The organism is Streptomyces fragilis (assembly GCF_003112515.1).
GTDB classification, from domain to species: Bacteria; Actinomycetota; Actinomycetes; order Streptomycetales; family Streptomycetaceae; genus Streptomyces; species Streptomyces fragilis.
This window is the reverse complement of sequence record NZ_BEVZ01000004.1, coordinates 68,293-88,906: the sequence shown is the minus strand read 5'-3', so window position 1 is coordinate 88,906 and position 20,614 is coordinate 68,293. Positions and strand designations below refer to the sequence as shown.

Genomic DNA, 20,614 nt, shown 5'->3' with positions numbered 1-20,614 from the left:
GGCAGGGCGGCGTCTCTTCCTGGTCAGCCAGGAGGAAGTCCGTGCACATCACGAAGCACGTCAAGAAGCACACCAAGGGGAAGCCGGCCGCCGCGACGGTGGCGGTCCTCGCCCTCGCCCTCTCCGCGTGCGGCTCCGGCGGTTCCGGGGACGGGGACGGCGACGCGCAGGCGTCCGCCGGGAAGAGGACCGTCACGCTGGTCAGCCACGACTCGTGGGCGGCGTCGAAGGACGTGATCGCCGCCTTCGAGAAGGAGAGCGGCTTCAAGGTCAAGGTCCTGGAGGACGGCGACGCGGGCCAGGCCCTGAACAAGGCCGTGCTGACCAAGGACCACCCGCAGGGCGACGTCCTGTTCGGCGTGGACAACACGCTGCTCTCCCGCGCCCTCTCCAACGAGATCTTCGACCCGTACGAGGTGAAGGAGTCGGCGAAGATCGGTGAGGGCTTCCTCGTCGAGGGGAACAAGGCCACCCCGGTCACCACCGGCGACGTCTGCGTCAACTACGACAAGGCGTACTTCGAGAAGAAGGGCCTCACACCCCCGCAGAGCTTCGCCGACCTGGTCAAGCCCGCGTACAAGAACCTGCTGGTCACCGAGGACGCGAGCACCTCCTCGCCCGGTCTCGGCTTCCTGCTGGGCACCGCCGCCGAGTACGGCGACAAGGGCTGGCAGGACTACTGGAAGAAGCTCAAGGCCAACGGGCTGAAGGTGGTCAGCGGCTGGGAGCAGGCGTACAACGAGGAGTTCTCCGGCTCCGCCGGCGGCAAGCAGGCGGGCGGCGAGCGTCCGCTGGTCGTCTCCTACGCCTCGTCCCCGCCGGTCGAGGTCGTCTACGCGGACCCGCAGCCGAAGGAGGCCCCCACCGGGGTGGCCACCGGTACCTGCTTCCGGCAGGTCGAGTACGCGGGACTGCTGAAGAACGCCGCCAACCCCGAGGGCGGCAAGGCGCTGCTGGACTTCCTGGTCTCCCAGCGGTTCCAGGAGGACCTGCCGCTGAACATGTTCGTCAACCCGGTCCGCGAGGACGCCGCGCTGCCGGAGGTCTTCACGAAGCACGGCGTGACGATCGAGGACCCCAAGACGATGGCGCCCGGCAGGATCGCCGAGAACCGTGACCAGTGGGTCGACCAGTGGTCCTCGCTCGTCCTGCGGTGACCACCCCCGCCGACGCCCGGGGAAGGCTGCGGAGCGACGCGGCGCGGCTCGGCCTGATGGCCGTGCCCGTCGCGTTCTTCGCGGTCTTCTTCGCCTACCCCGTCGTCGCCATCGTCCTGCGCGGACTGCGCGGCGAGGACGGGAGCTGGCAGCTCGGAGAGGCCGCGGGCGTGCTGGGACGGCCGGAGGTCCGCGAGGTCCTCTGGTTCACGCTCTGGCAGGCCCTGGCCTCCACGGCGCTCACCCTGGTGGTGGCGCTGCCCGCCGCCTACGTCTTCGCCCGGCTGCGGTTCCCCGGACGGGAGCTGCTGCGGGCGGTCGTCACCGTGCCGTTCGTGCTGCCGACCGTGGTGGCCGGCACCGCCTTCCTGGCGGTCGTCGGACGCGGCGGGCTCTTCGACACCTGGTGGGGCGTCCGGCTGGACGGCACGGTGTGGGCCATCCTGCTCGCGCACGTGTTCGTGAACTTCGCGGTGGTGGTGCGCACGGTCGGCGGACTGTGGGCGCAGCTGGACCCGGGGCAGGAGGAGGCCGCCCGGATGCTGGGGGCCTCACGGGTCGCGGCCTGGCGGACGGTGACCTTGCCGGCGCTGGGTCCGGCCGTCGCCGCGGCGGCACTGATGATCTTCCTGTTCACCTTCACCTCCTTCGGCATCGTGCAGGTCCTCGGCGGCCCCGGGGTCGCCACGCTGGAGACGGAGATCTACCGCAGGACCGCGGCCCTGCTCGACCTGTCCACGGCCGCCGTGCTCAGCCTGGTGCAGTTCGCCGCGGTGGGCGCGGTCCTCGCCGTGCACGCCTGGACGGTGCGGCGACGGGAGGCCACCCTGCGGCTGGTCGACCCCGCCACGACCGCGCGCCCGCCGCGCGGCGCCGGTCAGCGGCTGCTGCTCGCCGGGGTGCTGCTGGTGACCGCGGTGCTGATCGTGCTGCCGCCGGCGGTGCTGGTGCAGCGGTCCTTCGCGGCCGGGCTCGGCTACTACCGGCAGCTCACCGAGGCGGACGGCGGCGCGTTCCTCGTCCCGCCGATCGAGGCGGTGGGGAACTCGCTCGAGTACGCGGTGGCCGCCACGGCGATCGCGGTGGTGATCGGCGGACTCGCCGCCGCGGCCCTCGCCCGGCGGGACGCCGGCCGGTGGGTGCGCGGGTTCGACGCGCTGCTGATGCTGCCGCTGGGCGTCTCCGCGGTGACCGTGGGCTTCGGCTTCCTGATCGCCCTGGACGAACCCCCGCTGGACCTGCGCTCCACCTGGATCCTGGTCCCGCTGGCGCAGGCGCTGGTCGGCGTGCCGTTCGTGGTGCGGACCATGCTGCCGGTGCTGCGCGCCGTCGACCACCGCCTGCGGGAGGCCGCCGCGGTCCTCGGCGCCTCGCCCTGGCGGGTGTGGCGCGAGGTGGACCTGCCCATGGTGCGCCGGGCGCTGCTGATCGCCGCGGGGTTCGCCTTCGCCGTGTCCCTCGGCGAGTTCGGGGCGACGGTGTTCATCGCCCGGCCCGACAACCCGACCCTGCCGGTCGCCGTCGCCAAGCTCGTCGGGCGGCCGGGTGACCTCAACTACGGCCAGGCCATGGCCCTTTCGGTGATCTTGATGGTGGTGTGCGCGGCGGCCCTGCTGATGCTGGAGCGGCTGCGGGGCGACCGGACGGGAGAGTTCTGACGATGCTGCTCAGCCTGGAGGGCACGACGGTCCGGTTCGGCGGACACGCCGCCCTGGACGCGGTGGACCTGGCGGTCGCCGAGCACGAGATCGTCTGTGTGCTCGGCCCCAGCGGCAGCGGCAAGTCGACGCTGCTGCGGGCCGTGGCGGGCCTGCAGCAGGTGGACGCCGGGCGGGTGCTGCTGGACGGACACGACCAGGTGCGGGTGCCCGCGCACCGGCGGGGCGTGGGCCTGATGTTCCAGGACCACCAGCTCTTCCCGCAGCGCGACGTGGCGGGCAACGTCGCCTTCGGACTGCGCATGCGCGGTGCCGGACGTGAGGAACAGGCAGCGCGGGTGCGGGAGTTGCTCGAGCTGGTCGGACTCCCCGGGGCAGGCGGGCGCGCCGTCGGCACGCTGTCCGGCGGCGAACAGCAGCGCGTCGCCCTCGCCCGCGCGCTGGCCCCCAGCCCCCGGCTGCTGATGCTCGACGAGCCGCTGGGCCAGCTCGACCGCACCCTGCGCGAGCGGCTGGTGGTCGAACTGCGGGAACTCTTCGGCCGGTTGGGCACGACCGTGCTGGCGGTCACGCACGACCAGGGCGAGGCCTTCGCACTCGCCGACCGGGTGGTGGTGATGCGGGACGGGCGGATCGCCCAGTCCGGCACGCCGCTGGAGGTCTGGCAGCGGCCCGCGGACGCCTTCGTCGCCCGCTTCCTCGGCTTCGAGAACGTCACCGGGGCGAGCGTCCGCGGAACGGTGGCCGAGACGCCCTGGGGCCGGGTGCCCGTACCGGAGGGCTCCGCGCAGGGCGAACGGACGCTGCTGGTGCGGCCGTCGGGCGTGCGGGTGACGGCGGCCGGGGCGGAGCCCGGGTACACGGTGACCGCCCGCACCTTCCAGGGCGCGCAGGTCGCGCTACGGCTGCGCCGGGACGGGGACGCGCCCGAACTGGAGGCGCTGTGCCCGCTGCGGGACGCCCCCGGGCAGGGGGACAGGGTCTCGGTCTCCTTCGACACCCGAGAAACCGTGGTGCTCGGCTGAACCACGGACCCTAGGGTGCGGGGATGATCACTCTCTCCCACGAGGACCACATCGCGAACGTCAGCCGTCAGGTCCGGCAGTTGAGGGCGGTGGTGACCTCCGGCGCCGACCTGGCCGCCGGGGTGCCGACCTGCCCGGACTGGACGCTGGAGGACCTGGTCCGGCACATCGGCGGGGCGTTGCGGTGGGCCGCGCTGCTGGTCGCGCGGAGGGCCACCGCGGAGCTGCCCGAGGAGGAGGTGCTGCTCTTCGGCGGCCCCGGGGCACGCGGCGACGCGGCAGCTCTGGACGCGTGGCTGGAGGAGTCCGGGCGGCTGCTGGTCGAGGCGCTGTCCGGCGCGGCCCCGGACACACCGGTCTGGTCCTGGTTCGAGGAGCGGACCGCCGGCTTCTGGGCCCGCCGGATGAGCAACGAGCTGGCCGTCCACCGGGCCGACGCCGCCCTCGCCGCCGGGCAGCCGTACGAGGTGGCGCCCGAGATGGCCGCCGACACGATCGAGGAGTGGCTGCGGATCGTCCGGTTCGCCCAGCGCGACCCGGACGACCAGGCCGGCGCCGACCTGCGCCTCGGCGGACGCACCCTCCACCTGCACGCCACCGACGCCCCCGCCGGGCTCGACGCCGAGTGGCTGGTCGAGCTCGCCGACGAGGGCGTCAGGTGGAGCCGGCGGCACGGCAGGGCCGACGTGGCGCTGCGCGGACCGCTGACCGAGGTGATGCTGGCCTTCCAGCGGAGGACGAGGCCCGACGCGGGGTCGCTCGAGGTGCTCGGCGACCGCGCGCTGCTGGACTTCTGGCTGGCCCGCACCAAGTGGGGCTGACCGGTCCGCGCCGGCGCCGCGCGGGACGGAAGGGACCGGACCGGGCCGAGCGCGGCCCGGCGCACGCCCGGCCGGGTCAGCCGTCGATGGCCGCCGGGTCCATCCAGACGACCTCGAAGGTGTGACCGTCCAGGTCGTCGAAGGCCCGGCCGTACATGAAGCCCAGGTCCTGCGGGGCGCGCGGCTCGGTGGCGCCCAGCGAGAGCGCCCGCTCGACCAGCTCGTCGACCTTCTCGCGGCTCTCCGCGCTCAGGGCGACCAGCACCTCGCTGGTCTTCCTGGCGTCGGCGATCTCCTTGTCGGTGAACTGCTGGTACTTCTCGTGCGCGAGCAGCATCACGATGATGCTGTCGGCGACGACCACCGACGCGGTCGTCTCGTCGGAGAACTGCGGGTTGATGGAGTAGCCGAGCCCGGAGAAGAACGTCTTCGATGCCTCGATGTCACTGACGGGCAGGTTCACGAAGATCATCTGCTGGTACATGGAACGCCTTCCTCGACACGTTGTGCGGTTGTAGGGGAGACCGCGCGAGGGCGCCGGACTCATCGCGAGTTCGGCGCCCTTCCGGACTTCTTCCGGATCACTTCCCGGCGGACCGGTCCGGGTCGGTCCCGGTCAGCTCCCCGGCGTGAGCGAGGCCAGTTCGGCCACCGCCACGGTGAGCGGACCGTAGACGGCGAGCAGGACGCCCGCGCGCAGGGCGGCACAGGCGCGCAGCGTGGTGGCGGGGGCGCCCACGCGCAGCAGGGCCAGCATGGTGTCCGCCCGGAGCTGACGGACCTCGATCGCGGCCGCGGCGAGGGTCGCCGCCGTGCAGCCCGCCACCAGCACCGCGCCCAGCACTCCCAGCGGGCCGAGGACCGGACCGCCGAGGCCGTAGCGCAGGATCAGGGCGTAGGCCAGCGCGGCGACCGCCGCGACCACGCCCAGCGGACGTCCGATCCGGGAGGCCTCGGCCATCAGCACCCGCCCCGCGAGGAGCCGGACCGCGCCCGGGCGGGCGGCCTGCAGCAGCCGTCCGCACAGGTGGGTGAGGCCGGGGCCGATCAGTGCCAGGCCCAGCGCGGCCAGCGCCCACCCGGCCAGCAGGCCTCCGGGCACCGTCGACAGGTCGGCGGAGAGGGCGACGCCGGTGCGGTTGGCGTAGGTGGCGACGCCGAGGCCCGCCACCAGGATCGCCACACCCCACGGCAGCCCGTCGGGAGCGGCGGTGAGCGGAGCCTGCACACCGGCCACGCGCACCGGAGCGGGCCCGTCGTCGTCCGGGTCCTCGTCGGCCACGGCCACCGCGGCGACCCCGCCGGTGGCCGCGGCCTCCCCGTCGAGCACCGACGCGGGGGACGGCGAGGAGGCCGGTGCCGGGGCGGGCGGGGACCCGGGGGAGCCCGGGGACGCCCCCGGATCGCGGCGCCGGGCGCCGGCCGTCCGGCGGCGGGCCGCGCCGCGCAGGCCGCCGGCCTCCCGCGGACGCAGCGCCAGGACGGTCGCGACGGAGGCGATCAGCGGGACCAGGGCGAGCAGCGTGAGCGTGGCCGGCAGCGGGAGCGGCGGACCGGCCGACAGGAGGGCGGCCGCCCCGCCGTCGAACGGCATGCCGGTGAGGTCGCCGCGCAGGTGCAGGAAGAACAGCAGCCCCAGCGCCGAGCCGAGCAGGCAGCTCAGCGCCGTCGTCACCGCGGAGACGGCCATCAGACGGCCCGGCCCCAGGCCGATGGCCGACAGCCCCGGTCGCGGCCGGGTCCCCGGGTCGGTGCGGGCCACCGCCACCGCGAGGTACACGGTGGCGGCCAGCGGGGCGGCGCACCAGGCCAGCCGGACCGAGGCGTCGCCCGGGGCCTCGGGATGGGCCAAGGCGTGGGCGAGGGCGGACAGCAGCAGGAACCCGGTACCGCCGGACGCCGCCACGACCATCAGCCGGCGGAGCTGGACGGCGGCGCCGGAACGGCGGCCTAGACGGAGAGCGAGCACGAGGCGCGCCCCTCCGTGCCGGCAGCCGGGGGCAGCTGCGCGTTGCTGACACGGCGTCCGTCGAGGAGGTGGACGACGCGGTCGGCCAGGGCGGCGGCTTCGAGGTCGCCGGTGGCCAGCACGACGGTGATGTCGTGCGAACGCGCCGCGGTCATCAGGGTGCGCAGGACGTGCACCCGGTCGGCGCGGTGCAACGGCGCGGTCGGCTCGTCGGCGAACAGCACGGTGGGGGAGGGGGCGAGGGCGCGGGCGATCGCCACCCGCTGGCGCTGCGCCTGGTTGAGCTGCAGCGGGGTCTTCCGGGCGAACGCCCCGACGTCCAGACGCTCCAGCCAGTCGACGGCGCGCTCCCTGGCCTTGCGGCGGCCCATGCCGCGCAGCATCAGGGGGAGGGCGGCGTTCTCCCAGACGGTCAGCTCCGGGACGAGTCCGGGCTCCGGGTCGATCCAGGCGAACCGCTCCCGGCGCAGCCGTTCACGGCTCAGCGGGCCCATGGTGTGCACGGGGGTGCTGTTGAACCAGACCTCCCCCTTGGTGGGCGACAGCATGCCCGACAGACAGCGCAGCAGCGTGGTCTTGCCGCTGCCGCGCGGGCCGCCCACGGCGAGGATCTCGCCGTCCCGGACGCCCAGCGATACGCCGTTCAGCCCGGGCGTGCGGTCGCGATGCGTGAAGTGCAGGGCTCTGGCCCAGAGCACGTCGTTGTCCGGCGGGGCCTCCACGGGCGTCACCTCGGTTCAGATCGCGTGCGATGGCTGCGTGTCCCCCGTACGGGGGAACGAAGGCAGCCCCGATCGGTCACTGGGCACGCTAGGTAGAACCGGGCGGCGGCCGTGCGAGGCCGGGGCCCTCGGGGCTCGTGTCTCACCCGTCCGGCCCCGCACGCCGTCCCACTTGTCGCACGGTCAGCTCATCGGTCCGACCTGTCCGATCTGTTCGGCCTGTCCGACCGGTGCGACGGGGTCAGAGCTTGGTCCACGCCTCCGTGAGGGTGGCGCGGAGGATCTGCTCGATCTCGTCGAAGGTTCCCTGGTCGGAGATCAGCGGCGGGGCCAGCTGGATCACCGGGTCGCCGCGGTCGTCGGCCCGGCAGTACAGGCCGTTCTCGAAGAGCTTCTTCGAGACGAACCCGTAGAGCACCCGCTCGGTCTCCTCCGCGTCGAAGGTCTCCTTGGTGTCCCGGTCCTTGACCAGCTCGATGCCGTAGAAGAAGCCGTTGCCCCGCACGTCGCCCACGATCGGCAGGTCGCACAGCTTCCGCAGGGTGCCCAGGAAGGCGCTCTCGTTGGCCAGCACGTGCTCGTTGAGCTTCTCCTGCTCGAAGATGTCGAGGTTGGCCATCGCGACGGCCGCGGAGACCGGGTGGCCGCCGAAGGTGTAGCCGTGCAGGAAGACGTTGCCCCCCTGGTAGAACGGCTCGGCGACGCGGTCCGAGACGATGCAGGCCCCTATCGGCGAGTAGCCCGAGGTCATCCCCTTGGCGCAGGTGATCATGTCCGGCCGGTAGCCGAACTTCTCGCAGCCGAACATGGTGCCCAGGCGGCCGAACGCGCAGATGACCTCGTCGGAGACGAGCAGCACGTCGTAGGTGTCGCAGATCTCCCGGACCCGCTGGAAGTACCCGGGCGGCGGCGGGAAGCAGCCGCCGGCGTTCTGCACCGGCTCGAGGAAGACCGCGGCGACCGTGTCGGGGCCCTCGAAGAGGATCTGCTGCTCGATCTGGTCGGCGGCCCAGCGGCCGAACGCCTCCGGGTCGTCGCCGTGGAGCGGGGCCCGGTAGATGTTGGTGTTGGGCACCTTGTGCGCGCCCGGCACCAGCGGCTCGAACGGGGCCTTCAGGGCCGGCAGCCCGGTGATGGAGAGGGCGCCCTGGGGGGTGCCGTGGTAGGCCGTGGCGCGGGAGATGACCTTGTGCTTGGTGGGCTTGCCGGTCAGCTTGAAGTACTGCTTGGCCAGCTTCCAGGCGGTCTCCACCGCCTCGCCGCCGCCGGTGGTGAAGAAGACCTTGTTCAGGTCCCCCGGGGCATGGTGCGCGAGCCGCTCGGCCAGGTCGACGGCCTTGGGGTGGGCGTAGGACCACACGGGGAAGAACGCCAGCTCACGCGCCTGCGCGGCGGCCGTCTCGGCGAGCTGCGCCCGGCCGTGGCCCGCCTGGACCACGAAGAGGCCGGCCAGGCCGTCCAGGTACCGCTTGCCCGTGTCGTCGAAGATGTGGACGCCTTCCCCCCGCACGATCGTCGGGACGGGGGCGTTCTCGTACGACGACATGCGGGTGAAGTGCATCCACAGGTGGTCGTAGGCGGCCCTGCCGCGGTCCTTGCCGCCGGGGCTGCCGGGGCTGCCGGGGCCGTCGGGGACGCCGGGGCCGCTGGGACTGCTGGCGCCGCTGGGACTGCCGGGGCTGCTGGGAGATGGGCTCTGCACGGCTATCGCGTTCCCCACATGTAGGTCTGCTTCTTGAGCTTGAGATAGACGAAACTCTCGGTGGAGCGCACTCCGGGAACGGCGCGAACACGCCGGTTGATCACTTCCAGCATGTGCTCGTCGTCCTCGCAGACGACCTCCACGATCAGGTCGAACCGCCCCGCCGTCATCACCACGTACTCCGCCTCGTCCATGGCGGCGATCGCGTCGGCCACCGCCTCCACGTCGCCCTCGACGTGGACGCCGACCATGGCCTGCCTGCGGAAGCCCACGGTGAGCGGGTCGGTCACCGCGACGATCTGCATCACGCCCTGGTCCAGCAGCTTCTGCACCCGCTGGCGCACCGCCGCCTCGGACAGGCCGACCGCCTTGCCGATCGCCCCGTAGGGGCGCCGGCCGTCCTCCTGGAGCTGCTCGATGATCGCGAGGGAGACGGAATCCAGCTGGGGGGTACCGCCGCTCGGGTCTGCGTTTCGACTGGCCACGGTGTCACTCTGCACGACGTATCGATCGTTGGACAAGAGCAGAACGATGAAATTCGTCGTTCACAAAGCCTCTGATTGCGGATTTCGCAGATGTGGCGCGGTTGGGGGTGTCGGAAACGCGCGGTTCCGCACTAGGGTGGGCGTCTCAAGCAACGAGACGTTCCGCGTGAGCGGGACACCCGCATCGATCAGGAGGCCGGCAGTGACCACCGAACTGCGTCGTCTGCGCAACTACATCGACGGTGAGTTCCGGGACGCCGCCGACGGGCGCACCACCGAGGTGATCGACCCGACGACGGGCGACCCCTACGCCACCGCCCCGCTGTCCGCGCAGTCCGACGTCGACGGGGCCATGGCGGCGGCCGCCGCGGCCTTCCCGGCCTGGCGCGACACCACGCCCGCCGAGCGTCAGAAGGCCCTCCTGAAGATCGCCGACGCGGTGGAGGAGCGGGCCGAGGAACTCATCGCGGCCGAGGTGAGGAACACCGGCAAGCCGGCCGGGCTCACCCGCAGCGAGGAGATCCCGCCGATGGTGGACCAGATCCGCTTCTTCGCGGGTGCCGCCCGGATGCTCGAGGGCCGTTCGGCCGGCGAGTACATGGAGGGCCTGACCTCCATCGTCCGCCGCGAGCCGGTCGGCGTCTGCGCGCAGGTCGCGCCGTGGAACTACCCGATGATGATGGCCGTCTGGAAGTTCGCCCCGGCGATCGCCGCGGGCAACACCGTGGTCCTCAAGCCCTCGGACACCACGCCGGAGTCGACCGTGCTGCTCGCCGAGATCCTCGGCGGCATCCTGCCCAAGGGCGTCTTCAACGTCGTCTGCGGCGACCGCGAGACCGGCCGCATGATGGTCGAGCACCGGACCCCGGCGATGGCCTCCATCACCGGCTCGGTGCGCGCCGGCATGCAGGTCGCGGGCTCCGCGGCCAAGGACCTCAAGCGGGTCCACCTCGAGCTCGGCGGCAAGGCGCCGGTCGTGGTCTTCGAGGACGTGGACATCGACAAGGCCGTCTCCGCCATCGCCGAGGCCGGCTACTTCAACGCCGGCCAGGACTGCACCGCCGCCACCCGCGTGCTGGTCCACGAGTCGGTGCACGACGAGTTCGTCGCCGCCCTCGCCAAGACGGCGGCCGCCACGAAGACCGGACAGCCGGACGACGAGGACGTGCTCTACGGGCCGCTGAACAACGCCAACCAGCTTGCCCAGGTGGCCGGCTTCATCGACCGCCTCCCGGCGCACGCCAAGGTCGAGGCCGGCGGCCACCGGGTCGGCGACAAGGGCTACTTCTACGCCCCGACCGTCGTCTCCGGCCTCCGGCAGGACGACGAGATCATCCAGAACGAGGTCTTCGGCCCGGTCATCACCGTCCAGTCCTTCACCGACGAGGCCCAGGCCCTGGAGTACGCCAACGGCGTCGACTACGCCCTGGCCTCCTCGGTGTGGACCCGCGACCACGCCCGCGCGATGCGGATGTCCCGGTCGATGGACTTCGGCTGCGTGTGGATCAACACCCACATCCCGCTGGTCGCCGAGATGCCGCACGGCGGGTTCAAGAAGTCCGGCTACGGCAAGGACCTCTCGGGCTACGGCTTCGAGGACTACACGCGCATCAAGCACGTGATGACCTCGCTGGAGGGCTGACGGCGGCGGCGCACCCTGTGACGACGACGGGGCCCCGGGCGGTGGTCGGACCGCCCGGGGCCCCGTTCGTCCGTTCACGCACCCACGCCGGAGTCCGCCGCCGAGGTCCGCACCGAGCAGCGGACAACGTATTTGAACGTGTTCAAAGATGGCGTACGCTGCTCCGTGTGGACGACGGAGCCGCCCTGCTGCGGGGCATTCGGTGCTGGTTGCTGTTCTTCGTGGTGTGCCTGGTGGTGTCCGGCGCCACCGCCTTCCCCCTGGTGCACGAACTGCGCTGGGCGCAGGAGGTGCTGGAGGCGCTGCCGACGCCCGACGGGCTGATGGAGTGGATCACCCGGGTGCGCCGCGGACTGGACGAGGCGGACGCCGCGTACCCGTTCCTGCTGTACGGGACGGACTGGCTGGCGTTCGCCCACCTGGTGATCGCGGTGGCCTTCTGGGGGCCCTACCGGGACCCGGTGCGCAACATCTGGGTGATCGAGTTCGGCATGATCGCCTGCGCGGGGATCGTCCCGCTGGCGCTGATCTGCGGACCGATCCGCGGCATCCCGTTCTTCTGGACGCTGATCGACATCTCCTTCGGCGTCTTCGGGATGATCCCGCTGCTCGTCCTGCGCCGCCGGATCAAGCGGCTCGAGGCCCTGACCGCCGAGGCCGCCGGCGCCGCCGGCGCCGCCGGTACCGCCGGTACCGCTGCGGGTGCCGGAACCGGCGCGGGGGCGGGGACGGCGGCCTCGGCGGTCGCGGTCAGCGGTTGAAGGCGGGGAAGGCGAACCGCTGGGCGATGGCGTTGCCGTCGCCCCGGGCGTCGGTGGAGTTGACCGAGTAGACCACGGTGCGGGACAGGTCGCGGGTGGCCGCGATCACCGTGTGGTAGCCGGGGCGGGAGCCCGTCTTGCCCCAGATCTCCAGGCCGGCGGGGTTCACGAAGCGCTCCAGGCCCAGACCGATGGTCGCGTCCTCGCCCGTGTCGTGGTCCTTGACCTCCGGCACCTCGAACATCTGGTCGAGGTAGGGCCGGGGGACGAGCTCGCCGCGGAAGAGGGAGACCAGCAGGGTCTCCAGGTCGGCGGTGGAGGAGATCAGGTCGCCGGCCGCGAAACGGTCCGTCATGTTCCACTCGGTGACGTCCGTGAGGCGGCCGCCGATCCGCTCGTAGCCCCGGTTGTGCGGTCCGTGGATCCGCGGATCGCCGTTCACCGGGAAGTAGCTGTCCCGCATGCCCAGCGGACGGAAGACGCGCACGCGGGCCTGGTGGGCGAAGGTGTCGCCGGTGACCTCCTCGATCATCAGGCCGAGGACGACGTAGTGGATGTTCGAGTAGCGCTGCACCGTGCCCGGAGTGGTCCCGGGGCCCGCGGCGATCGAGCCCGCGACCACCTCCTGCGGGGTCAGGGTGTCGAAGCGGTGCTCCCACATCTCCTCGGTGGTGTCGCCGAAGGAAGCTCCCGGCTTCAGGCCGCTGGTGTGGTTCAGCAGCTGCCGGACGGTCATCGGCGCGAACGCGGGCGGGAAGAGCCCGGGCAGGTAGCGCTGCACCGGCCGGTCGAGGTCGACGCGCCCTTCCGCGGCGAGCTGCAGCACCATCGAGGCGGTCACGATCTTGCTGGTCGAGCCGGCGCGGAACCGGGCGTGCCGCAGGGCCGGGGCCCCGCTGTCCAGGTCCCGGACGCCGGCCGTGCCGAGCCAGGCGCCGTTGCCGCCGACGCGGACCTGGGCGGCGGTGGCCTCGTCGTCCGGGAGGGCGGAGATCGCGTCGCACAGGGCCTTGGCGTCGGGGCCCGGTGCGAGGGTGACGCAGGAGGCCGCGGGGTGCGGCGCGGCGGCCGCCACCCCCGCCGGCAGCGCCAGCGCGCCCAGGCCCAGGGCCAGCGCGGCGGCGACGGCGGTGACACGGGTGGTGCGTGCGGTACGCGACGTGCCCGCGGCGGGACCGGCGGTGCGGCGATCGGTGCGTGCGGAGCGGGCGGTGCTGCGGGGCATGCGGTCTCCTCGGGACGACGGGGCGCCTTTCCGGCACGGTCATCCTGCGGGCGCCGGCCCCCGGCGCGGATCATCGCCGAGGAGGGGGCCGACCCCCTAACACCCCCCACAGCAGGCGCACTTGACGCCCCGGGCCCAGCCGGGGACCACCCTTAGGGGGCGTCGCCCGCAGCTCGGTCCCCGGCGTCGCGCAGCCGTGTCAGCACGTCGATCCGGTTGGTGGTGACCGCGTCCACACCCGCCGCGATCAGCCGCCGCATGGTGCGGCCGGTGTCCGCGGTCCACGCCTGGACCAGGTGACCGTCGGCGTGCGCACGCCTCACCAGGTCCCCGGACAGCAGCCCGAACCGGTAGTTGAGCCACCGAGGACGGACCGCCGCCAGCAGCCCGGGGCGCGGCGGGGCGGCCGTCGTCCAGGTCAGGGCGAGCTCGGCATCCGGGTCGGCGGCCCGCACCGCCAGCAGCGTCGCCGCCGAACCCGACCAGTACACGCGGTCCTGTGCCCCGCCCTCCCGCACCGTCCGCAGCACGCGCCGCACCGCGTCCGGCGTCCCCACGGCGTCCTGCGGCAGGTCCAGCAGCAGCCGGTGGCCCGCCGTGGCCTCCAGCGCCCCGGCCAGCGTGGGCACGCCGCCGCCGGTGAGGTCCCGGACGTCCGCCGCGCCGACCGAGGCCACCGGGAGGTCGTGCCCCCACAGCCGCTTCAGCGTGCGGTCGTGCAGCAGCACCGGCACCCCGTCGCGGGTGAGACGGACGTCCACCTCCACCGCGTCCGCCCCCCGCAGGACGGCGGAGCGCAGCGAGGGCAGGGTGTTCTCGCGGTGGCGGTAGGGGTCGCCACGATGGGCGACCGCCGTCAGGGGGTGAGCCATGCCGCCGTGTACGCGTCGATCTCGGCGACGATCCGGGCCTTGCCGGCCGCATCGAGGAAGGACGCCTCCACCGCGTTCTTCGCCAGGTCGGCCAGACCCCGCTCGTCGAGGTCCAGCAGCCGGGCGGCGACCGCGTACTCGTTGTTCAGGTCGGTGCCGAACATCGGCGGGTCGTCGGAGTTGACCGTGACCAGCACGCCGGCCTTCACGAACTCCCTTATCGGGTGCTCGTCCAGGGTGCGCACCGCGCGGGTGGCGATGTTGGAGGTCGGGCAGACCTCGAGCGCGATCCGGTGCTCCGCGAGGTGCTCCAGCAGGCGCGGGTCCTGTGCCGAGCTCGTGCCGTGGCCGATGCGCTCGGCGCCCAGCTCGCGCAGCGCGTCCCACACTGTCTGCGGCCCCGTGGTCTCGCCGGCGTGCGGGACGGAGTGCAGCCCGGCCGCGCGGGCGCGGTCGAAGTACGGCTTGAACTGCGGCCGGGGCACCCCGATCTCCGGGCCGCCGAGGCCGAAGGAGATCAGCCCTTCCGGGCGGATCGCGTCGTCGGTGGCGAGCCGCGCGGTCTCCTCCGCGGACTCCAGGCCGGCCTCGCCCGGGATGTCGAAACACCAGCGCAGCACGGTGCCGAAGTCGGCCTCCGCGGACCTGCGGGCGTCCTCGATGGCCTCCATGAACGCCTTGTCGTCCATGCCGCGGCGGACCGAGGAGTACGGCGTGACGGTCAGCTCGGCGTAGCGCACCTGCTGGCGGGCCATGTCGCGGGCGACCTCGTAGGTCAGCAGCCGGACGTCCTCCGGGGTGCGGACCAGGTCGACCACCGACAGGTACACCTGGATGAAGTGGGCGAAGTCCGTGAACGTGAAGTAGTCGGCCAGCGCCTCCGGGTCCGTGGGGACCTTCGAGTCCGGGTGACGCGCGGCCAGCTCCGCGACGATCCGCGGGGAGGCGGAGCCGACGTGGTGCACGTGCAGCTCGGCCTTGGGGAGACCCGCGACGAAGGCGTGGAGGTCGCGGGGGACGCCGGCGTCGAGGGTGCGGCGGACGGCGGGCTGGTCGGTCATGCGGGGTCCTTCCTCCAGGTCACGACATCGTAGGCCGAGCGTCCCGGGTGGTGTCGGGGGCCATGGGCCGGGGCCGCAGACCGACCGGCCCGCGCACGGCCCGCACGGCCGCAGGTGCGCGGGGGGAGCAGGGGGCGGCCGCCGGGAGGGCAGGCCGCACCACGCATCGCCGCCGCCGCCCGAACCGCCCAGGGTGCGGGCCGCCACCCCAGCCGAACCGCCAGGGCACGCAACGCCGGGGGCACGCAACGCCGGGGGCACGCGCCGCCCGGGCACGCGCCGCCCGGGCACGCGCCGCCCGGGCACGCGCCGCCCGGGCACGCGCCGCCCGGGCACGCGCCGCCCGGGCACGCGCCGCCAGGGCGCGTGCCGCCCCCGCAGACCCGGCCCCCTGGGTCAGGCCCGCCGCGGCCCCGCCCCCTCAGGACAGAGGCCCCGTGGAGGGCGCCCCCTGCGCGGCCAGCCGCTCCCGCGCCTCCATCAGGGCGAACCCCAGCAGGTTGAGCCCCCGCCACCGGCCGGGGTCCGAGGCGCCGTCGTCCGTCGCAGCGAGGCCCGTGCCCCACACGCGGTCGAGCGGGCTGGACTCCACCAGGACGCGGTCCCCGGTGCCCAGCAGGAACGCCCGCAGATCGTCGTGCGCGGCGAACTTGTGCACGCTGCCCTCGACGACGATGCCGAAGCGTTCGCGCTCCCACACCGCCTCGTCGAAATCCCGGACCGATCGTCCGATATTCTTTGCCTGGGCCGGGCCGTCGGCCTCGAGTATCCGGCTCTCGGCCTCCGTGTCGCCGAACAGGCGGGCCTTGGCGGCCATCATCCAGTGCTCGGCCGTCGCGTAGCGCCGGCCGTCCACGGTGAACGGGGACGGCCACCACTGGCTCAGGCAGCCGGCGCCCACGCTGCCGTCGCTCCGCGGCCGGTGGCCCCAGAAGTGCAGGAACCTGACCCGGGCCCCCGAGCTCATCAGCCGGGCCAGGTCCTCACGACTGCGCGCCTGGATCGTTCGCATGTCCGACACTGTCGCACGCGGCACCGACGGCGCGCCCCCGGGTTTTCGGCACGACCCGCCCGTGGTCGACAGATTCCGTTGATTAATCAAATGGCAACAACGGAATCCCTTGTTGGAGCCCAGCCGCTCTGTCAGGATCGGCACCCAGCCTGGCCCCGCCGGTCCTCGCGGACCCCGTCGCGGCGCCTCCGGCCGCCGCCCCCGGGCAGCCGGACGCCGCAGGGCCGTCGCCCTCGGCGGCGGACCGCCTCCCGTCGTCACCTCCCGAAAGGGCATTCCCGAAAGGGCACCTCGCGCATGGAGCAGTACGAGCCCGACCGCCTCCCCCCGGCCCGCCGCAGGGCCGTTCTCAGCCGCCGCTCCCTGCTGCGCGCCTCGGCGGGCGGCGTGCTCGCGGCCGGGGGTGCCGGCGCGCTGGGCGCGTGCGGCATCCCACCGGCCGGGAACCCCCGGGGCGCGGCCGCCGCCGACGACCACTCGGCGAAGGAGAGGACGGTCAGCTTCTCCAACTGGACCGAGTACATGGACGTCGACGAGAGCGAGAAGCGCCACCCCACCCTGGAGGCGTTCACCGCGCGGACCGGCGTCGAGGTCAGGTACAGCGAGGACATCAACGACAACGGCGAGTTCTTCGCCAAGATCAAGCCGCAGCTGGCCGCCGGGCAGGACACCGGCCGCGACCTGATCTGCGTGACCGACTGGCTGGCCGCCCGCATGATCCGCCTCGGCTGGGCGCAGAAGCTCGACCCCTCCCACCTGCCGACCGCGTACGCCAACCTCTCCGCCCAGTTCCGCTCCCCGGACTGGGACCCCGGGCGCGCCTACTCGTATCCGTGGACCGGCATCTCCACCGTCATCGCCTACAACAAGAAGGCACTGGACGGCGTCGAGGTGCGGTCCGTGTCGGACCTGCTGGACCACCCGAAGCTCAAGGGACGGGTCGGTCTGCTCACCGAGATGCGCGACACCATGGGCATGACGCTGCTGGACATGGGCAAGGACCCGGGCGACTTCACCGACGACGACTACGACGCGGCGCTGGCCCGCCTGCAGAAGGCCGTCGACAAGGGGCAGATCCGCCGCTTCACCGGCAACGACTACACCGCCGACCTCACCAGCGGCGACTTCGCCGCCTGCGTCGCCTGGGCCGGCGACGTGGTCCAGCTCAAGGCCGACAGCCCCGAGATCGACTTCGTCGTCCCGGACAGCGGCTACCTGACCTCCACCGACAACCTGCTGGTGCCGGCCGGGGCCCGTCACAAGACCAACGCCGAGCGGCTGATCGACCACTTCTACCAGCCGGCCATGGCGGCGCGGCTCGCCGCGTACATCAACTACGTCTGCCCGGTCGACGGCGTCAAGGACGAGCTCGCCAGGATCGACGCCGACGCCGCCGCGAACCCGCTGATCCTCCCCGACCGGGCCATGGCCGAGAAGTCGCGGGAGTTCCGCTCCCTGACCGACGAGGAAGAGACGGCCTACGAGGCCAAGTTCGCGAAGCTGACGGGCGCGTGAGAGGCATGACCGAGATGACCGGCACCCCTTCCGGCGGCGACGTCCGCCTCAGCGGCATCAGCCGCGTCTACGGCGACTTCACCGCCGTCCACCCGCTCGACCTGACCGTCCCCGAGGGCTCCTTCTTCGCCCTCCTCGGCGCCTCCGGCTGCGGCAAGACCACCACCCTCAGGATGATCGCCGGCCTGGAGGAGCCCAGCACCGGCACCGTCCACCTCGGTGACCAGGACGTCACCCGGCTGCCCGCGTACAAGCGGCCGGTCAACACCGTCTTCCAGTCCTACGCCCTCTTCCCGCACCTCGACGTCTTCGAGAACGTCGCCTTCGGCCTGCGCCGCCGCGGCGTCCGGTCGGTGAAGCGGCAGGTGGGGGAGATGCTCGACCTGGTGCAGCTCGGCGAGCACGCCCGCCGCAAGCCGCACCAGCTCTCCGGCGGCCAGCAGCAGCGCGTCGCGGTGGCCCGCGCCCTGATCAACCACCCCAGGGTGCTGCTGCTCGACGAGCCGCTCGGCGCCCTCGACCTCAAGCTGCGACGGCGGATGCAGCTGGAGCTCAAGCGCATCCAGACCGAGGTCGGCATCACCTTCATCCACGTCACGCACGACCAGGAAGAGGCCATGGCGATGGCCGACACCGTCGCCGTGATGAACGCCGGCCGCGTCGAGCAGCTCGGCGCCCCCGCCGACCTCTACGAGAACCCGGCCACCACCTTCGTCGCCAACTTCCTCGGCACCTCCAACCTGATCGAGGCCGAGGTCGTCTCCGCGGCCACGGACGAGATCCTGGTCCGCGCGGGCGGCGACACCCTGGGCGTGCCCGCCGAGCGCTGCCCCGTCCCCGCGGCCGCCGGAACGCGGCTGCTGGTGGGCGTGCGCCCCGAGAAGGCGGCGCTCACCCACGCCGACGAGACCGACCGGATACCCGACGGCCGCAACCGGGTCACCGGGGTCGTCACCGAGGCGAGCTTCCTCGGCGTCTCCACCCAGTACCTGGTGAACAGCCCCGCCGGCCTCGGCCTCGCGGTCTACGCGCAGAACGTCGACCGCGACCCCCGCCTGGCGCCCGGCGCCGAGGTGGTCCTGCACTGGAGCCGCGCCCACACCTTCGCCCTGGACGCCGCCCAGGACATCGACGCCGGCACCGAGACGCTCGGCACGGCGGACGTGTCCGGCACGGTCGCCGGGACCCCCGTGAAGGAGGACGCCGGATGACCTCCCCCACCCTCACCGGGGCCGCCTCGCCCCCCGCTCCGGGCGGCGCCGCCCCCGGCGCCCGGCCGCCGCGCCGCCGCGGCCGGGCCCTCCCCTACCTGCTGCTCCTGCCCGGCCTGCTGTGGCTGCTGGTGTTCTTCGCCCTGCCGATGGTCCACCAGGCGTCCACCTCGGTGCAGACCGGGTCGCTGGAGGCCGGCTACGAGGTGACCTGGCACTTCGCCACCTACGCCGACGCGGTCGCCGAGTACTGGCCGCAGTTCCTGCGCTCGGTCCTCTACGCGGGCACGGCCACCGTGCTGTGCCTGCTCCTGGGCTACCCGCTGGCGTACCTGATCGCCTTCCGGGCCGGACGGTGGCGCAACCTGGTCATGATCCTGGTGATCGCGCCGTTCTTCACCAGCTTCCTGATCCGCACCCTGGCCTGGAAGACGATCCTGGCCGACGGGGGAGTGGTCGTCGACGCCCTGAACACCCTGCACGTCCTCGACGTGACCAGCCGGCTCGGCCTGACCGCGGGCGACCGCGTCCTGGCGACACCGCTGGCGGTGGTCTGCGGACTGACCTACAACTTCCTGCCCTTCATGGTCCTGCCGCTGTACACCTCGCTGGAGCGCATCGACCCGCGCCTGCACGAGGCCGCCGCAGACCTCCACGCCCGCCCCGCCACCGTCTTCCGCAAGGTCACCCTGCCGCTGTCCATGCCGGGCGTGGTGGCCGGCACGCTGCTCACCTTCATCCCGGCGGGCGGGGACTACGTCAACGCCGACCTGCTGGGATCCACCGACACCCGCATGATCGGCAACGTCATCCAGACGCAGTTCCTGCGCGTCCTGGACTACCCGACGGCCGCGGCACTGTCCTTCGTCCTGATGGCCGTGATCCTGGTGGCCGTCAGCGTCCACATCCGCCGCTCCGGGACGGAGGAACTCCTGTGATGGCCCTTCTCGCCTGGATCCGGCGGCGCCTGGTCGTCGTCTTCGGCCTGCTGACCCTCGCCTACCTGCTGCTGCCCAACGTCGTCGTGACCGTCTTCTCGTTCAACGACCCGGTGGGCCGCTTCAACTACTCCTGGCACGCGTTCTCCACCGACGCCTGGAGCGATCCGTGCGGGGTCTCCGGCCTTTGCGGCTCGCTGGCGCTCAGCCTGCAGCTCGCCCTGTGGGCCACCCTGGCGGCCACCGTGCTGGGCACCCTGATCGCCTTCGCCCTGGCCCGCCACCGGTTCCGCGGGCGCGGGGCGGTCAACTCGCTGATCTTCCTCCCGATGGCGATGCCCGAGGTCGTGATGGCCGCCTCGCTGCTCACCCTGTTCCTCAACACGGGCGCGCGGCTGGGCTTCTGGACGGTGCTGATCGCCCACATCACCTTCTGCCTCAGCTTCGTCGTCACCGCCGTCAAGGCGCGCGTGATGTCGATGGACCCCCGCCTGGAGCAGGCCGCGCAGGACCTCTACGCCGGTCCGGCGCAGACCTTCCTGCGCGTCACCCTGCCCATCGCCTGGCCCGGCATCGCGGCCGGGGCGCTCCTCGCCTTCGCGCTCTCCTTCGACGACTTCATCATCACCAACTTCACCGCCGGTTCCACGGTGACCTTCCCCATGTACGTCTGGGGATCGGCGCAGCGCGGAACGCCGGTGCAGATCAACGTCGTCGGCACGGCCATGTTCCTGGTCGCCGTGCTCGTCGTCGTGGTCTCCATGGCCGTGGGCAACGGCCGGCGGCGGATGCAGGAAATGACCCGTAAACAGGCGTAATCCGACACATCGTGTGGGGA

Annotated in this window: 19 protein-coding genes; 10 read left to right on the top strand and 9 right to left on the bottom strand. The window is 72.9% G+C overall.

Annotated elements, in window-relative coordinates:
• Positions 1–41 precede the first annotated feature (41 nt).
• From Sfr03f_RS13600 to Sfr03f_RS13585, 4 genes are read left to right on the top strand one after another with little or no spacing between them, the layout of a single operon-like run.
• On the top strand, positions 42–1,157 hold the full coding sequence (locus Sfr03f_RS13600) for a thiamine ABC transporter substrate-binding protein (protein ID WP_372514361.1): 1,116 nt from the start codon (positions 42–44) through the stop codon (positions 1,155–1,157).
• A 56-nt stretch (positions 1,158–1,213) separates the two neighbouring features.
• Positions 1,214–2,815 (top strand): ABC transporter permease, encoded by a 1,602-nt coding sequence (locus Sfr03f_RS13595; protein WP_108954960.1) that lies wholly within the window; start codon positions 1,214–1,216, stop codon positions 2,813–2,815.
• Between the two features lie 2 nt (positions 2,816–2,817).
• Positions 2,818–3,840: an ABC transporter ATP-binding protein gene (locus Sfr03f_RS13590; RefSeq protein WP_108954165.1), complete on the top strand. Its 1,023-nt coding sequence runs from the start codon at positions 2,818–2,820 to the stop codon at positions 3,838–3,840.
• Between the two features lie 23 nt (positions 3,841–3,863).
• Positions 3,864–4,661, top strand: coding sequence for a maleylpyruvate isomerase family mycothiol-dependent enzyme (locus Sfr03f_RS13585; RefSeq protein WP_108954164.1), 798 nt, complete (start codon positions 3,864–3,866; stop codon positions 4,659–4,661).
• Between the two features lie 76 nt (positions 4,662–4,737).
• On the opposite strand, the gene Sfr03f_RS13580 is transcribed toward Sfr03f_RS13585, so the two are convergent.
• The 5 genes from Sfr03f_RS13580 to Sfr03f_RS13560 all read right to left on the bottom strand — a co-directional run bounded on the left by Sfr03f_RS13580 (position 4,738) and on the right by Sfr03f_RS13560 (position 9,554).
• Complete coding sequence (locus Sfr03f_RS13580) at positions 4,738–5,145, bottom strand: VOC family protein (protein WP_108954163.1); 408 nt, start codon at positions 5,143–5,145, stop codon at positions 4,738–4,740.
• 132 nt (positions 5,146–5,277) lie between these two features.
• Complete coding sequence (locus tag Sfr03f_RS13575; protein WP_108954162.1) at positions 5,278–6,630, bottom strand: hypothetical protein; 1,353 nt, start codon at positions 6,628–6,630, stop codon at positions 5,278–5,280.
• Positions 6,612–7,352 carry an ABC transporter ATP-binding protein gene (locus tag Sfr03f_RS13570; protein ID WP_108954161.1) on the bottom strand — a complete coding sequence of 247 codons (741 nt, stop codon included), beginning with the start codon at positions 7,350–7,352 and terminating at the stop codon, positions 6,612–6,614. Before Sfr03f_RS13570 ends, Sfr03f_RS13575 begins: the two co-directional genes overlap by 19 nt.
• 241 nt (positions 7,353–7,593) lie before the next feature.
• Positions 7,594–9,054, bottom strand: coding sequence for an aspartate aminotransferase family protein (locus Sfr03f_RS13565; RefSeq protein WP_281262835.1), 1,461 nt, complete (start codon positions 9,052–9,054; stop codon positions 7,594–7,596).
• A 2-nt stretch (positions 9,055–9,056) separates the two neighbouring features.
• A complete protein-coding gene (locus Sfr03f_RS13560) occupies positions 9,057–9,554 on the bottom strand; it encodes an Lrp/AsnC family transcriptional regulator (RefSeq protein ID WP_108954160.1) in 498 nt (165 codons plus the stop codon).
• A 187-nt stretch (positions 9,555–9,741) separates the two neighbouring features.
• Between Sfr03f_RS13560 and Sfr03f_RS13555 the strand changes: the two genes are divergently transcribed.
• Both Sfr03f_RS13555 and Sfr03f_RS13550 read left to right on the top strand, forming a co-directional pair.
• Positions 9,742–11,181, top strand: a complete 1,440-nt coding sequence (locus Sfr03f_RS13555) for a gamma-aminobutyraldehyde dehydrogenase (RefSeq protein ID WP_108954159.1) — start codon at positions 9,742–9,744, stop codon at positions 11,179–11,181.
• Positions 11,182–11,348: 167 nt separating this feature from the next.
• Complete coding sequence (locus tag Sfr03f_RS13550; RefSeq protein WP_108954158.1) at positions 11,349–11,942, top strand: hypothetical protein; 594 nt, start codon at positions 11,349–11,351, stop codon at positions 11,940–11,942.
• Here Sfr03f_RS13550 and Sfr03f_RS13545 read toward each other — a convergent pair.
• From Sfr03f_RS13545 to ybiA, 4 genes are all read right to left on the bottom strand, one after another.
• Positions 11,932–13,167 (bottom strand): serine hydrolase domain-containing protein, encoded by a 1,236-nt coding sequence (locus Sfr03f_RS13545; RefSeq protein WP_108954157.1) that lies wholly within the window; start codon positions 13,165–13,167, stop codon positions 11,932–11,934. The two genes, Sfr03f_RS13550 and Sfr03f_RS13545, sit on opposite strands and share 11 nt — an antisense overlap.
• A gap of 152 nt (positions 13,168–13,319) precedes the next feature.
• Positions 13,320–14,039, bottom strand: coding sequence for a glycerophosphodiester phosphodiesterase (locus tag Sfr03f_RS13540; RefSeq protein ID WP_108954156.1), 720 nt, complete (start codon positions 14,037–14,039; stop codon positions 13,320–13,322).
• Positions 14,024–15,100: an adenosine deaminase gene (locus Sfr03f_RS13535; protein WP_108954155.1), complete on the bottom strand. Its 1,077-nt coding sequence runs from the start codon at positions 15,098–15,100 to the stop codon at positions 14,024–14,026. The genes Sfr03f_RS13540 and Sfr03f_RS13535 overlap by 16 nt, the downstream gene beginning before the upstream one ends.
• A gap of 421 nt (positions 15,101–15,521) precedes the next feature.
• Positions 15,522–16,112, bottom strand: a complete 591-nt coding sequence (ybiA, locus tag Sfr03f_RS13530; RefSeq protein WP_108954154.1) for a riboflavin biosynthesis intermediates N-glycosidase — start codon at positions 16,110–16,112, stop codon at positions 15,522–15,524.
• A 297-nt stretch (positions 16,113–16,409) separates the two neighbouring features.
• Here ybiA and Sfr03f_RS13525 point away from each other — a divergent pair, with 297 nt between their 5' ends.
• Genes Sfr03f_RS13525 through Sfr03f_RS13510 form a run of 4 tightly spaced genes read left to right on the top strand, consistent with a single transcriptional unit; the run spans position 16,410 to position 20,594 of the window.
• Positions 16,410–17,627, top strand: coding sequence for an ABC transporter substrate-binding protein (locus Sfr03f_RS13525; RefSeq protein ID WP_108954153.1), 1,218 nt, complete (start codon positions 16,410–16,412; stop codon positions 17,625–17,627).
• 5 nt (positions 17,628–17,632) lie between these two features.
• Positions 17,633–18,838, top strand: a complete 1,206-nt coding sequence (locus Sfr03f_RS13520; protein ID WP_108954152.1) for an ABC transporter ATP-binding protein — start codon at positions 17,633–17,635, stop codon at positions 18,836–18,838.
• Positions 18,835–19,776 carry an ABC transporter permease gene (locus tag Sfr03f_RS13515; RefSeq protein ID WP_108954151.1) on the top strand — a complete coding sequence of 314 codons (942 nt, stop codon included), beginning with the start codon at positions 18,835–18,837 and terminating at the stop codon, positions 19,774–19,776. Before Sfr03f_RS13520 ends, Sfr03f_RS13515 begins: the two co-directional genes overlap by 4 nt.
• The gene (locus tag Sfr03f_RS13510; protein ID WP_108954150.1) at positions 19,776–20,594 is read left to right on the top strand and encodes an ABC transporter permease; all 819 of its coding nucleotides are present in this window, start codon (positions 19,776–19,778) and stop codon (positions 20,592–20,594) included. The genes Sfr03f_RS13515 and Sfr03f_RS13510 overlap by 1 nt, the downstream gene beginning before the upstream one ends.
• Positions 20,595–20,614: the final 20 nt, after the last annotated feature.

Excerpts from the sequence above, each read along its gene's own strand:
- Sfr03f_RS13520 (WP_108954152.1), top strand. The coding sequence starts at position 17,633 with ATGACCGAGATGACCGGCACCCCTTCCGGCGGCGACGTCCGCCTCAGC.
- Sfr03f_RS13510 (WP_108954150.1), top strand. The coding sequence starts at position 19,776 with ATGGCCCTTCTCGCCTGGATCCGGCGGCGCCTGGTCGTCGTCTTCGGC.
- Sfr03f_RS13535 (WP_108954155.1), bottom strand. The coding sequence starts at position 15,100 with ATGACCGACCAGCCCGCCGTCCGCCGCACCCTCGACGCCGGCGTCCCC.
- Sfr03f_RS13545 (WP_108954157.1), bottom strand. The coding sequence starts at position 13,167 with ATGCCCCGCAGCACCGCCCGCTCCGCACGCACCGATCGCCGCACCGCC.
- Sfr03f_RS13595 (WP_108954960.1), top strand. The coding sequence starts at position 1,214 with ATGGCCGTGCCCGTCGCGTTCTTCGCGGTCTTCTTCGCCTACCCCGTC.
- Sfr03f_RS13515 (WP_108954151.1), top strand. The coding sequence starts at position 18,835 with ATGACCTCCCCCACCCTCACCGGGGCCGCCTCGCCCCCCGCTCCGGGC.
- ybiA (WP_108954154.1), bottom strand. The coding sequence starts at position 16,112 with ATGCGAACGATCCAGGCGCGCAGTCGTGAGGACCTGGCCCGGCTGATG.
- Sfr03f_RS13540 (WP_108954156.1), bottom strand. The coding sequence starts at position 14,039 with ATGGCTCACCCCCTGACGGCGGTCGCCCATCGTGGCGACCCCTACCGC.
- Sfr03f_RS13585 (WP_108954164.1), top strand. The coding sequence starts at position 3,864 with ATGATCACTCTCTCCCACGAGGACCACATCGCGAACGTCAGCCGTCAG.
- Sfr03f_RS13525 (WP_108954153.1), top strand. The coding sequence starts at position 16,410 with ATGGAGCAGTACGAGCCCGACCGCCTCCCCCCGGCCCGCCGCAGGGCC.
- Sfr03f_RS13580 (WP_108954163.1), bottom strand. The coding sequence starts at position 5,145 with ATGTACCAGCAGATGATCTTCGTGAACCTGCCCGTCAGTGACATCGAG.
- Sfr03f_RS13590 (WP_108954165.1), top strand. The coding sequence starts at position 2,818 with ATGCTGCTCAGCCTGGAGGGCACGACGGTCCGGTTCGGCGGACACGCC.